General features: G+C 71.9%; 12 protein-coding genes. 5 read left to right on the forward strand and 7 right to left on the reverse strand.

The window, feature by feature from the left end:
- Positions 1-11 precede the first annotated feature (11 nt).
- The gene (locus AB0K51_RS26340; RefSeq protein WP_363459620.1) at positions 12-2,786 is read right to left on the reverse strand and encodes a patatin-like protein; all 2,775 of its coding nucleotides are present in this window, start codon (positions 2,784-2,786) and stop codon (positions 12-14) included.
- Between the two features lie 270 nt (positions 2,787-3,056).
- Here AB0K51_RS26340 and AB0K51_RS26345 point away from each other — a divergent pair, with 270 nt between their 5' ends.
- Positions 3,057-3,746 (forward strand): hypothetical protein, encoded by a 690-nt coding sequence (locus AB0K51_RS26345; protein WP_363459621.1) that lies wholly within the window; start codon positions 3,057-3,059, stop codon positions 3,744-3,746.
- A gap of 180 nt (positions 3,747-3,926) precedes the next feature.
- Here the strand turns inward: AB0K51_RS26345 and AB0K51_RS26350 are convergent, their stop codons facing one another.
- The 4 genes from AB0K51_RS26350 to AB0K51_RS26365 form a co-directional block, all read right to left on the reverse strand.
- Complete coding sequence (locus AB0K51_RS26350) at positions 3,927-5,438, reverse strand: hypothetical protein (RefSeq protein ID WP_363459622.1); 1,512 nt, start codon at positions 5,436-5,438, stop codon at positions 3,927-3,929.
- 60 nt (positions 5,439-5,498) lie between these two features.
- Positions 5,499-6,197, reverse strand: coding sequence for a DUF6308 family protein (locus AB0K51_RS26355; protein WP_363459623.1), 699 nt, complete (start codon positions 6,195-6,197; stop codon positions 5,499-5,501).
- A gap of 164 nt (positions 6,198-6,361) precedes the next feature.
- Positions 6,362-7,282: an oxygenase MpaB family protein gene (locus AB0K51_RS26360; RefSeq protein ID WP_363459624.1), complete on the reverse strand. Its 921-nt coding sequence runs from the start codon at positions 7,280-7,282 to the stop codon at positions 6,362-6,364.
- A 58-nt stretch (positions 7,283-7,340) separates the two neighbouring features.
- Entirely contained in the window at positions 7,341-7,850 is a 510-nt protein-coding gene (locus AB0K51_RS26365) for a hypothetical protein (protein ID WP_363459625.1), read from the reverse strand.
- A 498-nt stretch (positions 7,851-8,348) separates the two neighbouring features.
- Between AB0K51_RS26365 and AB0K51_RS26370 the strand changes: the two genes are divergently transcribed.
- From AB0K51_RS26370 to AB0K51_RS26380, 3 genes are all read left to right on the forward strand, one after another.
- Positions 8,349-9,062 (forward strand): DUF6426 family protein, encoded by a 714-nt coding sequence (locus tag AB0K51_RS26370; protein ID WP_363459626.1) that lies wholly within the window; start codon positions 8,349-8,351, stop codon positions 9,060-9,062.
- 209 nt (positions 9,063-9,271) lie between these two features.
- Positions 9,272-10,186, forward strand: coding sequence for a Fic family protein (locus tag AB0K51_RS26375; protein WP_363459627.1), 915 nt, complete (start codon positions 9,272-9,274; stop codon positions 10,184-10,186).
- A gap of 254 nt (positions 10,187-10,440) precedes the next feature.
- Positions 10,441-13,023 carry a hypothetical protein gene (locus tag AB0K51_RS26380; RefSeq protein WP_363459628.1) on the forward strand — a complete coding sequence of 861 codons (2,583 nt, stop codon included), beginning with the start codon at positions 10,441-10,443 and terminating at the stop codon, positions 13,021-13,023.
- Between the two features lie 139 nt (positions 13,024-13,162).
- Here AB0K51_RS26380 and AB0K51_RS26385 read toward each other — a convergent pair whose 3' ends face one another.
- Together AB0K51_RS26385 and cutA are read right to left on the reverse strand one after the other, a co-directional pair.
- On the reverse strand, positions 13,163-13,867 hold the full coding sequence (locus tag AB0K51_RS26385) for a flavodoxin family protein (protein WP_363459629.1): 705 nt from the start codon (positions 13,865-13,867) through the stop codon (positions 13,163-13,165).
- A 144-nt stretch (positions 13,868-14,011) separates the two neighbouring features.
- Entirely contained in the window at positions 14,012-14,362 is a 351-nt protein-coding gene (gene cutA, locus AB0K51_RS26390) for a divalent-cation tolerance protein CutA (protein WP_363459630.1), read from the reverse strand.
- A 132-nt stretch (positions 14,363-14,494) separates the two neighbouring features.
- Between cutA and AB0K51_RS26395 the strand changes: the two genes are divergently transcribed.
- Entirely contained in the window at positions 14,495-14,986 is a 492-nt protein-coding gene (locus tag AB0K51_RS26395; RefSeq protein WP_363459631.1) for a glutathione peroxidase, read from the forward strand.
- The last annotated feature ends 80 nt before the right edge of the window (positions 14,987-15,066 follow it).

A 15,066-nucleotide genomic window follows, 5' to 3' on the forward strand; every position in this document is an offset into this window, starting at 1 on the left:
GGAAGGCGAGGTCAGTGCCGTCCGCCGGCCGGGCTGCGGCGGGTAGGGAGGAGTCCGATGACCCGGTGTTCGACGCGGTACGCGACGGTGGTGGCGGATCGGACCACCCCGGCGGCGCACCGCATCACCCACGGCAGTTCGAAGGCGGACGAGACGGACTTGGTGGCCACCGCGGCGGTCCGGGCGAGGGTCTCGGACATCTGCGGGGTGCCCAGCTCGCCGCCGAGCTTCTCGTCGGAGACCCGGCACGCCGCCAGCAGCCGGGCGGCGTGCTCGGGCGGGGCCGGCGGGTACGCGTCGCCGTCGCCCGGGACGGCCTGCCGGTAGGTCGCGAGGAACTCCTCGACGTGGTCGGCGGACCCGCCGTCGGCGTCGCGGATCGCCTGCGCGGCGACGGTGGCGAGCTCGTCGGCGGCGATCAGCCGCTGCAGTCCGCCGGCCACCCAGATCGCGGTGATCGGCAGGCTGCGCGGCAGCCGGTCCGACGCCGAGGCGGTCAGGAACTCCAGCTCGGGTGCCCTCCCGTCGGGGAACGGGTCCTGCACGCCAGGCGGAGGATCGCTCTCGGCGATCCGCCGCAGCTCGTCGACGAGTCGGCGCCGGTAGGCGGCCGGGTCCCCCGACTCGACCGCCATCCGGGACAGGTGCCGGGGGTCGAGCAGCAGCTGCACCAGCCAGCCGGACCCGTCGAGTCGGCCCCACATCCAGTCGTTCGCACACCACGAACTCTTGTAGAACGCGCCGAAGTGGTGCAGCTGAAGCCCCGTCAGCTTCTGCGCGGCCAGGCTGCGCACGTCCAGCGCGCTCCTCGTGTCGGCGCTGATCTGCACCAGCTCGACGGCCTGCGGCGCGCGGCGCTGGTCGGGCGACAGGACGAGTTGGAGGACCTGCAGCTCGAACAGCCGGGCGACCGCCTGATCCGCCGTCAGGACACCGTCGTCGGTGAGGTAGTGCAGCAGGTCGGCCAGCCGGGTCCGCTCGTCCGTCGCGCTGAGGCCGGTGGCCGGTGCGGTGATCGGTGGTGCCTGCGCCCGCGCCCGGGCGAGCAGCGCGGCCAGGTGAGGGTGCGCGTCCCGGATCACCGCGCCGAGTTCGGACCACGCCCCGGCGAGCGCGGCCTGCTCGGTGTCCGACGGCAGCTGGCTGCGGACCGCGGCCCGCCACGCCTCCGACCCGGCCAGCGCCGACGCCCCGGCCCGGTCCGCCGAGGCGAGCGCGGCAGCGACCTCCACCTGGAGCGCGGACCCGGACCGGACCGGCACGGCCTGGTGCGCGCGGGCCACCAGCCCGTCGAGCCGCGCCCGTTCGTCGGGGGTCGGCCGCAGCGTGAAGCCCGCGGTGAGCAGGCCCAGCACGATCGCCATCGCGCCGTCGAGCGTGGTGCGGCCGTAGCGGGCCAGCGCATCGTGGTCGCCGGGTGCCGGGAGCAGCGCGGGCAGCCGCTCGGCGACGGCCTCCTCGCCCGCGCCGGTGAGCAGGTCGGCGTCGGCGCCGAACCCGACCGGACGGTTGTCCGGCGCCCGCTGCCCGTCGAGCGTCCGCTGTCGCAGGGCCTCCTCCGCGGCCGTCCGGGCGAGCGCGTGGGCGTGCTGGTCGCGGAAGCGCGCGTACACCGGAGGCGTCACCGCACCGCCGCCCGCGGCCAGGCGGGCGAGCTGGCCGTCGGCGCGCCGCCGGGCCCGGGCCTGCTCGTTGTGCGTGGTGAGGGCCGCCAGCTCGGCGGAGATCGACTGCGAGAGCGCCGCGTTCAGGTCCCACATCAGGGCCTGGCCGAGGACGGGCGGCGACGGCACGACGCCTGGCACGCTCGCGCGAGCGCTCCCAGCAGCACTCCCGTCCGCGTTCCCGCCCGCGTTCTGATTCGGGTTCTGGTTCGCCTCCGGCAGGCCGGCGCTGGGGACGACGTAGGCGAGGATCCGGCGGATCTCGCGGTCGGCGGGGCGGTCGAAGATGGCCTCCAGCGCCGGTGCGAGCGGCCGGTTGGCGAGCAGTCCGCCGTCGGCGCAGTGCTGGGCGCGGGTGATGTCGATGTACGGGGCCATCGCCGGGTGGCCGTCGCCGCTGCCGGACCCGTCGAGCGGGAGGAACGCCGGTTCGAACGCGGCGGGGAAGGACGCGCTGCTGCGGCCCGCGAGCGCCAGTGCCCGGAACGCCTCGGGCCGGGCCAGGTCCGCGGCGGTGAAGGTGAACAGTCCGCGGTGCGTCGTGTCGCGGATCAGCGTCCCGTAGTCGTCGGTGTAGCGGCTGTCCTCGCCCTTGAGCAGCGTCGTCGTGATCATCACGCGCACCGGCGAGTCCGCGTCCGCCCCTTGCGGATTGGTCGCCATGATGTCCCGCAGCCCGTCGCTCAGACCGGCGAGCAGGACCTCGTCCCCGTACAGCAGCGAGGGCTGCGCACGGTCCGAGGGCCGCCGCAGCAGCTTGCCGAGCGAGCCCTGCGACAGCCAGATGTCGCGCAGCAGGCCGAGGTCGGTCTGCCACACCTCGGCGAGACCGAGCACCGCGGCGTTGATGCCGCCCGCACTGGTGCCGGACAGCACGTCGATGCCGAACCGGACGCCGACCAGCTCCAGCAGGCTCCCGTACTTGTCGCGCACCGGCGCGACCGCCGCGCCGACGGCCCCCGGGCGCCCCTGCCGGAGGCGGCTCGCAGCGGAGAGCAGGTTCATCTCCCGCGCGACGCCCCCCATCCAGATGGCGAGGCTCACCCCGCCGGTGAAGGTGGCCGCCAACCTGATCTCCGGTTCGACGGCGGTGATGCCGGTGTGCGGGGTGGCCGTGACCATGACTGCACCCTTCGGTGAACTCGCCACTGGTGTACGCCGAATGCGGTACTTCCATGCTCCGGGGCGGTGCCCGGACTGTCGAACGGGAGCGTGCCCGGCACGGCGGCGGACCGGGTCCGGTCCGGCGGCCGGGGCGGGAATGCGCGGGCCTGCGGCACCGACGACCACTTGATCTGCGCAAAAGCCTCACCGACTGCCGCTGTTGCTTGACGTGTGCACTGCCTAGGCTCCGGCATGCGAGGCGGCTCCAGAGACTCGACGGAAGATCACATGGACTACTGCATGGCCTGCCGACGGCACCTCAACGGGGCACTGTCCTGCCCGGGGTGCGGCAGCTCCGGCACCTCGGTCGGACCGGCGATCCCGGCCCGCACCGCCGTGCCGGTCACAGCGACGACACCCGGGTACGCCGGGCATCCGGCGCGGGCGGACCAGCCCGCCGCTGAGCCCGTCGCGGAGCCCGCGGCCGAGGCACCGCCGCAGCGCGACCGCGCGGTCCCGTCCGGCCGGGGCCGGCGCAAGCCACGGGGGCGGCAGCGCGGCATGGTGGTGCTGTCGGTGGCCGGCCTGGTGGTCGGCGGGCTCGGGGCCGTGGCGGTGGCCGTCATGGGCGGCGCCGACGGCGCCGAGGCACCCGTCGGCTCGACCGGGCCCGGGCACTCCGCGTCCATCGGCGACGCGGTGTCGGCCGAGGCGTCCGCGCACCCCGCTCCGGCCGTGGCCTCCGCGACCAACACCCACCCGAGCGGTAAGCCGTCGTCCTCGGCGTCCAGCGCCGGCCCGTCCGCGAGCACCAGCGCCTCGCGCAGCACGGCCCCGTCGTCCGCGCCGGCCACCTCACCCGCGACGACGACGCCCCCCTCCTCGCCCGCACCGACACCGACGGCCGGTTCGCCCACCCCGACCCACTCGGCCAGCCCGTCGCCGACGTGCAAGCCGGTCCTGTTCTGGTGCGCATGACGGGGGCAACGCGCGCCGGGCGGATCTGGTGCTACGTCATGAAGGCGGCATTCCGGCTGGTGAAGTCCTTCGCCGGGCCGCCGGAGCCCGAACAGCACGGCCCCTGGTGTCAGTTCGACGCCCCTCGCGGAGGGACATGACCGCCCGGACCAGCTGAAGCCGCCCGACCGCTCCGGTGCGTCAGGTGGTCGTGCAGTCGAGCAGCCGGCCGCACTCGGTGCCGATCAGCAGTCGGCCGGGCGCGGTGACGGTGAGCGCCGTCGGCACCAGCGCGGCCCCGCGTACGGTGAGCCGGGTCCATGCGCGCAAGGTGCCGTCGGCCAGTGCGAGTGCGAGCAGATCGCCGTTGGCGTAGCCCGCGTACGCCGTCGTGTCGTCGGTGTCGAGGACGACGGCGGGCCGGTCGGTGCGGAACACCCAGCGTGCCGCCCCGTCGACCGGATCGCGGCGCGCCACGTAGCAGTCGCCGGGGCGGCGTCCCTCGCGGCGCCACCGCGCGCCGGCCTGCAGCAGATCGCCGCCGGGAAGTTCCACGCCGGGGCCGTCGTCGTGGTCCTCCCCCGGCGCGAGGGCGAGCGGGAACAGCAGGCGGGGCGGGGCCCAGGCCGGGTCGAACAACGGCCCGAGTTCACCGACCGGAGGCGCGCTCGGGACGAAGGGCTCCTCCGCGCCGGGCAGCGGCACGGGGACCGTCGTCCCCACCCACCGTTCGCGCACGGCGCCAGGTTCTCCGTGGAAGAGGGAGGTGAGCATCCCGCCGCCGCGCCGCACCCGCAGGCCACGGGGTGCGAGGACGGGGAGCCCCGCGGGGTCGACGTGCAGGTCCGCGGCGGCGGACAGTCGCACTCGGGCGGTCCGGGTACCGTCCGACAGGTCGATTCGGCTGACCGAGTCGGGGACGCCAGGCAAGTACGACGGTCCGGCGTACACCCACGCCGACCGCTGGTCGGGTGCCACCACGAGCTGCATGCCTCCGCACGCGGCCGCCGGGACCGACCAGGACACCTCGCCGGACGGCAGCCGGCACTCCAGCAGGACCCCGTCCAGCGAGGCCAACACTCTTCCGTCGTCGAGTAGTTCGACCGCATGGACGAGGCGCCTGGGGTCGCGTCCCGGGTGGTACCGGTCGAGTACCCCTCCCGGGTCCGGTCGCGGGTGCGCCGCAAAGGGGCGCGTCGTCGAGTGCCGCAATTCCGAGCTGCGGACCGAACGCAGCTCCAGAGCGCGCCAGTCGGTCCGGTGGAGGTCCACCAGATGTTCTACCTGCGCCTCCGACACATCCTTGGTGACCGGCTCGAGGTAGAGGCGCAGGGATCGCCCGTCGAGCCACTCCAGCTCGCGCACGGTGCGCCCGTACGCATCGTGGAACGCCGATGTGGCCAGGCCCGATTCGAGGTCCAGCAGCAGGAGTTCACCCACATTGTGGTACCCGCCGTCGTACTCGCCGGTGCCGACCGCGAGCAGCGGCAGCTCCGGGTGGAAGGCCAGCGCGTTGGCGGGACACCTTGCGCGCAGCACCGCGACGCAGGTCAGGTCGGAGGTGCGGTACACGGCCACGGGCGCGGGCCGGCCGTGCCGGACGTCGCCCGCCACCGCGAGCAGGCCACGCTGCTCGTCGGCCACCGCCACACGTGGCCGGCCGGTCTCGGCGAACGGGCGGTCGGCGAGGACGCGGTCGATGCGCAGGATCACGGGGCGGATCGTCGCAGACGCCGGACGGTTCGTCAGCCGATTATGCAGCTCCCTGCCCTGTCAACTGCCCTGCTCTGTCCACCCGCCCTGCTCGAGTTCGCCCTGCCGCATCCAGGCGATGACGTCCAGGACGCGCAGGATGCCGATGTCCTCGCCGATGCCGGACTCGGCCCGGAGCAGCGCCAGTTGTGCACGGAAGGCGCCGTCGTCGGCCCGCAGCGCGGTGGCCAGCGACGCCCAGAAGGTGTGGTCGGTCGCGGGGCGGTGGAACAGGGCCTTCACGCGCCGGTCGTAGACCGGGACGAGGCGGGGGCGCTTGCGGGCCAGCAGCTTGCCGGCGACGACGGAACCCACCCCGTCGGGGCTGGTCGGATACGCTCCGTTCGGGTTCGCCAGGCGCTCCCACAGCTCCCAGGCCGGGCCGCCCGGTGCGATCAGCCGGTCGCTCGCCGGGTCCTCCAGCCGGGCGTCCCGGGGGATGGCCGACAGCAGCCGCTGCCAGTGGCCCTCGGGGTCGGTCAGCAGGTCGACGGCGCCGTGCGCGGCGACCGAGACGCTGAGCATGGTGATGGCGACCAGGTCGTCGGCGTCGAACCGGTCGGCGGCCTCCGGCCGGTCGCCGCCGCCGGCGAACCGTTCGAAGTAGGCGCCGGAGTACGCGAGATCGCCCCGGGAGCGCCGCCGGGTGAAGTAGGACCGCAGCAGCCGGACCGACTCCTCGACGTCCCCGTAGACCGCCGGTATGTGCAGTGTCGCCACCAGATCCCCCTGCCGTTGCCCGCGGAGCGCCAGGCTAGCGGGCCGCCCGGTCGGCTCGGGAATCGGAGGTTCGGTGCGACGCCCCGACCTGCCAGTGGATGAATGAGTGCCGGAACGAAGCCCGGACCGGACCGGCGGCGCGGTATGGCGGCGGTGACGACCCGTCAGGGCGGGGAGGCGCGATGGGGCTTCGGCGGTGCCGTTCGGGAGGCGGTGGGCGGGGGTGCCATGGCCCAGCGGATGGTGGCGGTGACCGCGTGGCCGGCCAGCGGGACGGCGCTTCGCTCGACGAGGGGCAGCCGGGGCAGGCCGAGTTGGGTACGGGCCCAGGTGGGCAGCAGGGCGACTGCGCCGTACGCGAGGGCGCTGTAGGGGGCGAGTGCGATGAGCGGTACGGGCGGCTGGAACAGGAGGAAGCGGGCGGCAGCCATCGCCTCGGAGGTGGCCCGCAACTCGGAGCGGTAGGCCGCGAGTTGCGCGGCGAGCTCCGCCTGGTTGCGGGGCGGGTCGACCACGCCGAGCGCGGTGGCCACGGTGGCGGCGTCCGCGAGGTAGCCGTCGTAGCCCGCATCGTCCAACGGGCGGGCGCCGTACGTGCGGTGGGCGCGCAGGAAGCTGTCGACCTCGGCTGCGTGCACCCAGCCGAGCAGGTGGGGGTCGGACGCACGGTAGGGCTCGCCGTCGGCGGTCACGCCCTGGATCCGCCGGTGTACGGCTCGGACCCGGTCGACCGCGTGCTGGGCGTCCTCGGCGGTGCCGAAGGTGGTGACGGCGAGGAAGGTGCTGGTCCGCTGGAGCCGGCCCCAGGGGTCGCCGCGGTATCCGGAGTGGCCCGCCACTGCGGCCATCGCCAGCGGGTGCAGCGACTGCAGGAGCAGGGCTCGCAGCCCGCCGATGAACATCGAGGCGTCACCGTGGACGGTTCGGATCGGCCGGTCCTCGTCGAACCAGCGCGGGCCGGGTGTCTCGTGGATCCTGCGCCGTGCGGCCGGGCCCTGCGGACCGGCGACCCGTGCGAACAGTTCCGCCCCCAGACCCCGTCGTATCGCGGCGAGGCCGGGGATCGCGGACTGGTGAGCGGTCACGCCTTACACTGTAAGCCCGTCGGCGGCGGAGCGACAGCTCCCGCCCCTCACCGACCCGTCAGCCGTCAGCCTCGGCTCCCGCGGACGGCGCGGCCGGACGCAGGGCGTCGCGCAGCGAACGGAGCCGGTCGGCGGGGGCACCGAGGCCGTGCACGCTCAACCGCGCCGCCTCGACGCTCGGTGCCCGGTGGACGGCGAAGGCGAGGTTCGCGGACTGGTGCAGCATCCACTGGTGGTACGAGAGCAGCCGCAGCGCCTCCTCCCGGACGGCAGCGAGGTCACCGTCGGCGGGCAGCGCGTGCATCCAGTCGGCGAGCCTCGCGTAGTGCGCGGCCTGGCGTTGCAGGACCTCGGCCAGACCCGCCGGCACCGGACCGGGATCGCCGCACGCGGCCACCGCCAGGTCGGTGGACGCCTGCCCCGCCACGGCCTCGTCCAGTACCGCCAGCAGCGCCGTCCGCTGCTCGCCGCGGTCGCCGACAGCGGGCGCGCGGGAACGCGAGCGGCTCGCCCACCGGCGCATCGCCGCCGGTCCGACGTGCCGCCGCGCGAGCGGCGCTGCACCCACCGGTCACCTCCACAGTGCCCTTCCAGTGTGCGCCACCCGCGCCGCCCGGCGCGCCACGGATCAGCCCCGGCCCGGCGCGCCGGCGGTCGGACCGGGCAGGGTGCGGTGGTTCCGGTTGAGCGGGGTACCCGTGGCCACGGCTGCGCACTTCGGTGAACTCTCCGGCGACGTACGTAGAGTACGTATTTTCCGAGCGCCGGAGCGACGTACCCGCCTGTCGGACGGAGCGCCCACCCGGCCGCGCGGCGAGCCGGAGCGGGCCGCGCCCGCTCGCACCCCGCTGCAGGTGGGATCGCGTACATCTCCTGCGCGCGGCACGGGCGCACCCGACCGGAGCCGCGCACGGCAGCGGCAACGTCGGTCTCCGCCAGCGGAGATGACCGATCGCGTGGCCGAAACTCGGCCTGTCGCGCCCCCCGGGGGTCTGCCAAGGTAACGCCGCGCCACACACTGCGCACCACCCCCCTGCCGTCGCACCGTCCTCGGGAGCCAACTCCGATGAACCTCCGGAAAGCCGTCGTCGCCGCCGCCCTGGGCGCCGCCGTCCTCACCTCCGTGCCCGCCGTCGTCGCACCGCACCACGCGTACGCCGACTCCTGCTACGACGACAACCAGACCGACTGCGTCGACGACGGGGGCGACCCCTGGGGCGACGGAGGCGGCGGCGACGTCGGCGGTGGCAGCGGCGGGGGCGACGGCTCCTTCGACCTGAGCGAGGGCAACGTCGGCGACCCGATCCCCCAGCTCCCCACGGTGGTCGTGGTCGGCAAGCGGACCCCGACCCCGGTCCCCGCCGCCCCGGGAATTCCGGTGAGCTACGGCGGCGGCAACGGCACCGGCACCCCCGGCGTCCGGGTCTGGAGTGCCGGGCAGCTCTGGGAGGTGCGGCAGAACTGCTACCGCAACTCCTCGCAGTCGCCGCAGAAGATCTCCGAGTCCGCCACGTACACGGTCTCCTTCGAGACCAGCACCAACATCTCGGCCGACGCGATGGAGGTGCTCACCGCCAGCATCGGCACCAAGCTGAACACGTCGATCGCCAAGACCTACGGCGTCGAGGTCACCCTCAACCCGAACGAGAGCTGGGCGTTGTACGTGGAGTACCAGACCGTGGTGTACGCGGTCACCACCACGCACCTGCTCACCCCCGACACCACCGAGTACGTGAACGTCACCCAGCCGACCGGCGTCACGACGGGCCGCGCCTGCTGATGGCACCGAGCTCCCCCTCGGCGGGGGGGGGGCGGGGCGCCCCGCGGGCCCCCCCCCCGCCGCGGGCGCGCGGGGCCCCCCCCCCCCCCCCGCCGCTCGACGCCGCGGCGGTTCCCGCCGCCGCCCGCCGCGAGGCACTCGACGCCCTGGCCGCGCTGCGGCGGGACGCGGCGTACCTGGACGACCCCGACCTGTTCCACCGCCCACGGGTGCGCGCCAAGCTGCGCCGCCGCCACGTGGCGGGGGCGGATCCCGCGCGGCTGGCCGAGCAGTTGGCCGCCGCGGCCGAGAGCCGTACCGCGGCGGGCCTGCTGGCGGTCCAGTCGGTGCGCGAGGAGGTCGCCGAACAGCCCGGCCGGCGCCCGTGCTTCACCCCGGACGCGCTCGTCGAACTGCACCGGCTGCTGATCGCGGGCGACCCCAACATCCCGTCCCCAGGCGGCTTCCGCCGTTCGCGCGCCGTCGTCACCTGGGACGACGGACGCGTCTTCGCGATCGACGCCGCCGCCGACGAGCTGCGCGAGCACCTCGAGCGCTGGTACGCGTGGGGCACCCGCACCACCTCGCCGCCGCTGGACGCCGCGGCCCTGGCCGCGCTCGGCCTGCTGACCATCCACCCGTTCCCCGACGCCAACGGCCGCCTCGCCCGGCTGCTGTGGCAGTGCGACCTGGTGGCGGCGGGACTGCTGCCCGGGCTGCTGCTCGACCTCGACGGCTGGGTCCACGGGCACCGCCGGGAGCACGACGAGGCCCTGGTCGCCGCCGCCGAGGGCCGGCTGAGCAGCTGGGGTGAGGTCGTCGCCCGGGCCGTCACCGAGACCGCCCGGCATCGCAGCGCCACCCTCACCACCTACCGCGCCGTGCTCGACGCCTCACTCGCCGAAGTCGCGGGCGACCCGGCCGCCACCGCCGTCCTGCACCAGCTGCGCGCCACCCCCGCAGTATCGGCCCCCTGGCTGCACGACCGAATCGCCCACCCCCCACAACCCGCCCTCGACCGCCTCCGCACCACCGGCATCCTCACCGACCACCCCCGCCTCCCCGGCGCCCTGGTCCACCCCGGCCTGCTCGCCCTCCTCGACGCGCCCCTGGACGACAACACCCTTGCGAACGGGCTGACCTGAGACCGAGTCGGCGGCGCGCCGGGAGACGTTACGGCCAGGTCTCCAAGGACGACCAGCGCCCCCATTCAACCCCGCAGTCCGGAATGCTTCGGGCCGATTCACACGCGCGCGACGACGGTTGGTACCCGTGCACGGCAGGGGGTGCACGCGGTGCACCCGATGCCTACGTTGGAGATACCGGCCCCGTCGTAGGAGCCCTTGGACCTGGGGTACGCATGTCTTGGTGGAGAGAAAATCCGGGGCAATGGCTTCGCATGAAGGTCCCCAGGCCGGCCTTCGGCGGCTACGGATGGCTGTGCGGGTTCCTGCTGTCGACATCCGTCTCCCTCTGGGGAATAGCATCGTTCTGGCACACCCCCGTAGGCGCCCAGGACAATCCATGGGTTACCTCCCTTCAAGCTTCGAGTCATTTCAAATTCTTCATAGTCGCAATATTCACAATCGGATCCTGCTACTGTTTTCGAAGATTCCGAATCAGTCGCAGAATGATAGTTCCCGGGCCGATCTCAGTACCCACGTTCAGTAGCGAGGGTGGCGGCCCGGAGATCGAGACAGAGAGACTGACTACGCATTTTCGGGAAGCCCTGGCCGAGGTCAGCCTGGAGGCTCCCTCCCCCATGCCCGGCGGGTCGCAGCAGATCGATTTCGTAGAAGTCCTGAACAGTCCGGCATTGGACTCCGGCAATTCACCCGCCACTCTGGTGGCAGCTCTTGGGAGGCTCTTGAGCGCGACCCATGTCAGGTACTCCTATCAGGTGAACGGAGTTCTCTATCGAAGCCCGGAGAACGCGTGCAGCGTGACAGTTCAGGTCATTGTCCTCCCCAAGTGGGCCAGCCAATCGATTACCTGCACCGGGTCGACGTTCGAGGCTGCCGTAAAGAGCGCCGCCTACGAGGTCTGCGCCTTCATTCTTCCATTGACGCGGCTTGTGGAGAAACCGCCCTGGGCCGCATGGCATGGCCTGGCCATCCCGCACGGGCTCTTCAGGGATGTCCAAGAGGCACAGAAATACAAGTTCTCCAGGCGTTACGACGAGGCGCTGGGAAAGTACTTCGATGCGATTTCACAGGACCCGCACAACCCGTTCCTCCGACTTGAGGTCGGATTCATTCAGGAGCAGCTCGGCCTGTGTCTCGATGCGCTGATGACCTATCAGGACATCATCAAGCTGGGCCTGAACCGCGACGTCGAACGCCTGGCCTGGATGAAAGGAACCCCGGCATACTTCCGCAAAATCGGGGTTCGCAAGAACTGGTGGCGGCCAGCACTGCTCACCGCCCGGTACCGCCAAGCGATATTACTCGGCATGGGCGAGCAACTGATAGACGACTGGTGCTCGTGCAACAGAAGACCAGCCGGAACAAGCAAGCGAGACGTCGAGCTCAGGCACTTGCGCAGCCGAATCCTGAAAATGCTCAAGGATTATGAATCCGACTTTGCCGCGCATCTCCGGGATCATGGAGACCACGCCGGATCGGGGGGCGCAGGTGGCATCGAGAAGCTCCTGGCCAGAGATTTCGCGAACACGTCCAGAGGGAAGAACGGAAAGCTTCTCGTCCAGGAATTCTTCCAGTTCGTCGGCCAGGCAAAAGCCCAGGAACTGCGCGGAGCCTACCGCTTCCGGAGAGTCCCAGGGGGCACCATCTCGCGCGTGGCCCTGAGGCTCATGCTGGTATGGGCACCGGCTCGGCGATGCTGGACCCGGGAGGCCAGGAGGACGTTGGGGGTCTGCAGAGGCCTACGCGAACTGAAGTACGCCAGGGTTTACGGTCATTCACGTCCGGCGAAATCGAGAAAGGCCGCTGCGCAATTACTGGCCAGGGTCGCCGGACGAGAATGGAAGTGGCCGATGCCCGCTAGGCACATCCAGCGGGAAATACGGTTCGCATGGTTCAGAGGACTGCCTCTCCGACGGATTCCATGGCACGACTTCTACTACTCTGCATGTATTTTCGCCATCGGCCTGCTACCTCTCGACAAGCGTAGGCCGATAAGGCTGGAAGGCGATGCGGCATCCCTGGCCGAACGGGCTGTGGACCATCTGGACATGGCATGCCGACGGGCGGACAGCAGCTCCATAGCGTCGATGCGGCCGTGGATCGTGGCGGAGGATCCGGATCTGGTCGGCCTGCGGACCTTCAATGAATTCGTGGTATGGGAGAACGAGCACTATCCGCTCAAGAACCCGACCTTTCTCCGCCCCGTAGGCGTGCACGATCTGGAGCTGATCAAATACCAGCATGACCTGTTGCAGAAGGTGGCAGGCCTGATGGTTCAGATATGGGAGCGCCGCGAGCGCGATATTTCAAACTCGCGCCTCGATGCCGGCGAGGTGCAGCGACGGTGGCTCGATGAGGAGGGCAACACCTGGAGGATGGCTCGCGACTTCGCCGTCGATCGGCACCACTGGCAGACCAGATTCGACTTCATCAGGGCCGTGCAGGAGTTCGCCGAATGCAACTCACTCCTGTTCGAGCATTCATGTCCCAGCTATGGCGATGATCCGGTGATGCAGCTGCGGGAGGTGCGCCGCCGCCACCAGGTCTCCGACAGTTCTCACCGGGAATTCCAGCAGACGGTACGCTCGGTCCACGAAAAGCGGAAAGGCAGGATCGGCGACCTGGGCGCACACCTCGGAAGTGAAGTGGGCTTCGAGGAGCGGATTGGACTTCCACGACCTGAGGCGCTGAGTCAAGAAGAGATGTGCCGCGTCTGCTGCGAACGTTCTCGGATGTGGGCGCGACTGGCGCAGGCCTTCGAGGAAAGGGCTGGAGAGAACTCGGTGGAGGCGGTCGGAGACGTGACCTCCGTGTTCGAGCGGGCAGGGCAGGCGTAGCCGCCTGGGTGCCAGGAGCAGGCGGACGTCGCGAGCACCCTGGAGGCGGTGCAGCGGTAGCCGGTCGGTCCGGTGCCCTGCTTTGCCTGGCGCATGATCAGGGTTGTGACCTTCACGCCGTCCGTGGCGCCGAAGCACATCAGCGGTGCTCCGGGTTCTCGAAGTCGAAGCGGCAGCCGGCATCCCACTCTGCGCGCTGGTTGCCGTGGGCGGGGATGCCGCCGGCGTCCTTGAGCATCCGGGCGAGGTGGAGCTGGTTCCAGGTCATGAAGGTGGTGTTGCGGTTGGTGAAGTCGTTCTCGGGACCGCCGGAACCGGGGTCGAGGTAGGACGGGCCGGGCCCGGCCGGGCCGACCCAGCCGGCGTCGGCCTGCGGCGGGATGACGTAGCCGAGGTGCTGGAGGCTGTAGATGACGTTCATCGCGCAGTGCTTGGCGCCGTCCTCGTTGCCGGTGATCAGGCAGCCGCCGACGCGGCCGTAGTAGGCGTACTGACCGCGGTCGTTGAGGATCGAGGAGCAGGAGTACAGGCGCTCGATCACGCGCTTCATCACGGAGGAGTTGTCGCCGAGCCAGACCGGGCCGGCCAGGGTGAGGATGTCGGCGGCCATCACCTGGGAGTAGACGACGGGCCATTCGTCGGTGTCCCAGCCGTGTTCGGTCATGTCGGGCCAGACGCCGGTGGCGATGTCGAGGTCGACGGCCCGCAGGACGTCGACCTGGACACCCTGGCGTTGCAGGATGCCGGTGCTGAGGTCGATCAGGCCCTGGGTGTGGCTGCGCTCCGGGGAGCGCTTGAGGGTGCAGTTGATGATGATCGCCCGCAGGTCCGTGTAAGTGGCCACCGCTGGGTCCCTCCGCGCCGGTTCGTCAGTCGTCCCCCGGTGCCATCCGGTTGATGCACCGTCGGACATCGCACCACGCGCACCGCCCCGGGCCCGGCACCCTCCGCCATCCGGTGGACCCGCCGCGCGTCGACCAGCCCTCCCTCAGTCCTCGGCGGCCTCGGCGCTCTCCGCGGTCTCGGCGGCGACCCACCCCAGGTACGCGTCCGAGCCGGCGACGACCGGGACGGCGATCACCTCGGGGGTGTCGTAGTCGTGGTGCGCCCGGATGTACGCGGTGAGCCGGTCCCCGAGGTCCGCGCGGGTCTTGAAGTCGGTCCGCCACTCCGCGGCGTCCTGCACCTCGCCCTCCCACCGGTACACCGAGCGGATCGGGTAGACCTGCGCGCAGGCGGCGAGCCGCTCGCCGACCACCGCGGCGGCGAGGGCGCGGGCCTTGTCCTCGGCGTCGTGCGTGGTGGTGACCACGAGCGCGGCGTTCGCGGGGGGCGTCATGCCCGGACCCTACCCCCGCCGCCGCCCGACTCGGCATCGGGCGCTGCTCATGACACCTGCCCGGCGGGGTAGGTTCGGGGGCGTCGGTCTTCTCCGTGCGGAGAGTCCCCTTGCAGAGAGGCAGGTGCGGCCATGGCGTCGCTGTACGAGGTTCCGGTCCGGACGCTGGCGGGTGAGCCGTCTTCGCTGGCAGAGCACAAGGGCAAGGCGCTGCTGCTGGTGAACGTCGCGTCGAAGTGCGGGCTGACCCCGCAGTACACCGGTCTGGAGCGGTTGCAGAAGCAGTACGAGGAGCGCGGCTTCACGGTGCTCGGCTTCCCGTGCAACCAGTTCATGGGCCAGGAGCCGGGTTCGGCCGAGGAGATCCAGGAGTTCTGTTCGACCACCTACGGGGTGAGCTTCCCGCTGTTCGAGAAGGTCGAGGTGAACGGCGAGGGCCGGCACCCGCTGTTCGACCGGCTGACCGAGTTCGCGGACGCCGAGGGCGCGGCCGGCGACGTGCAGTGGAACTTCGAGAAGTTCCTGGTGTCGCCGGACGGCGCCGTGGTCGGCCGGTTCCGCCCGCGGACCGAGCCGGAGGCCCCGGAGCTGATCGCCGCGATCGAGGCCCAGCTGCCCCGCTGACCCCGCACCGCGATCGGGGCCAGCCGCCCCGCGACACCGCGCGCGAGCGGGCCCAGCTGCCCCGCTGACCCCGCGCCGCG

The sequence above is a fragment of the Kitasatospora sp. NPDC049285 genome, from assembly GCF_040678815.1.
Classification (GTDB): Bacteria; Actinomycetota; Actinomycetes; order Streptomycetales; family Streptomycetaceae; genus Kitasatospora.